The sequence below is a fragment of the uncultured Campylobacter sp. genome (genome assembly GCF_938015785.1).
Taxonomy (GTDB): Bacteria; Campylobacterota; Campylobacteria; order Campylobacterales; family Campylobacteraceae; genus Campylobacter_B.
In genome coordinates, this window is sequence record NZ_CALLWC010000013.1 from 1 (window position 1) to 1,325 (window position 1,325).

The window sequence follows — 1,325 nt, forward strand, 5'->3', positions numbered from 1 at the left end:
AAAGATAACGGAAAATACCTTTTACGCTTTTCATTTTTGAATCCTTCTTGTTTTATCCGCGGGTTTAGTTTATTTGCCAGTTATATGGTCAAATTGACCCAAATGCCACCCTTGCTTATCATATTTTTCTAGTCCCCCGTGCCGATAATCCCACTCATAAATATTACCCTTTTTGTCTTTCCATCGCTTCCTTAATCCACCGCCTCCTTGTATCGGAGTTTTTCGCCTGTCCTTAGTCAATCCAGGAAAGCCTTTCAAGTCTTTAGTTTTTGGCGCTGGTATATACCCAATAATATTTTCCCCAAATCCCGTTTCTCTACCCTGAATACCGCCGCCGATCGTTAGCTCTGGTTTTATAGGCGATTGAGGCATTTGAGTGTATGGTAGTTTTTCTTCTCTATTTTTAGGGAATATTTTTATATGATCATTTTTGTCCCAGCTTCTTGCCTGTATATTTTTATTTTCTAAATCGTTTAGAATTCTATCATAATTTATGTTTGATCGTTCCTTAGTAGTGCCGCCATTATCAGGATATTTTCCAGGAGAATTCCAGTAGGCATTGTATTGATCACCTTCATACCAGTTTGTTAACCAATTTCCAAAATCTTTTGATAACTGTCTAGTCTTAATAAAAAAGATAGAAGCAGAGGCTGCCTCTATAATAGGCAGAATAGCTGCCACAGCAACATCATCGCTCTTCCTCTGATCCAGCGAGTAAAAGTATCTGGTATCGGCTACGACGGTTTTGTCGTTAGGATTTACTTTAGGCGAATAGTCGTTAAGGCTTCTACCGTTTAATCTTAAAGCCTTTTCCGACATACTTAGCATGCCTAGGGCATAGTTGGTAGCGAATTGATTTTGCGCGGGATCTTTAGGTATGAAAGAGCCTCGTTTATTATCGCTGCGATGAACAAGCTCGTGTCGCAAAGATGTCATAAATTCTTTCGCATTGCTAATGTGCTTCGTATTGATATATACGGCATTCGGATCGTCTGAGTTAAATTTTCCTCCGCTTCCTCTATTTAGATTGGCAAATTTAACCTTTACCCCCATTTGATTTGCTATATCCTGTGCGGCTCGTTGCTTTTTAAATATATCGGCGCGAGGATCGTTTAGTACGTCAAGATTTGCCGCAAGCGACATACTATCTTTATCGTATCCGCTAGTAAAGCCTCCTATATAGTCAAATATTTTATAGGCTTTCGCATTCTCAGTAGTTGCTATTAAATTTATAGCTTTGTATATCGCACTCCCCCTATTAAGCTCATCCTTTATCTCATTCCTTCCCCCTTCGCTAAACAACCTCATATCCACGCTTGCATCAA

Annotated in this window: 1 protein-coding gene; it reads right to left on the bottom strand. The window is 39.3% G+C overall.

Annotated features, from left to right (window positions below):
- Positions 1 to 69: 69 nt before the first annotated feature.
- On the bottom strand, positions 70 to 1,325 hold a 1,256-nt coding region (locus Q0393_RS01720), incomplete at its 5' end, for a colicin E3/pyocin S6 family cytotoxin (RefSeq protein WP_298977398.1).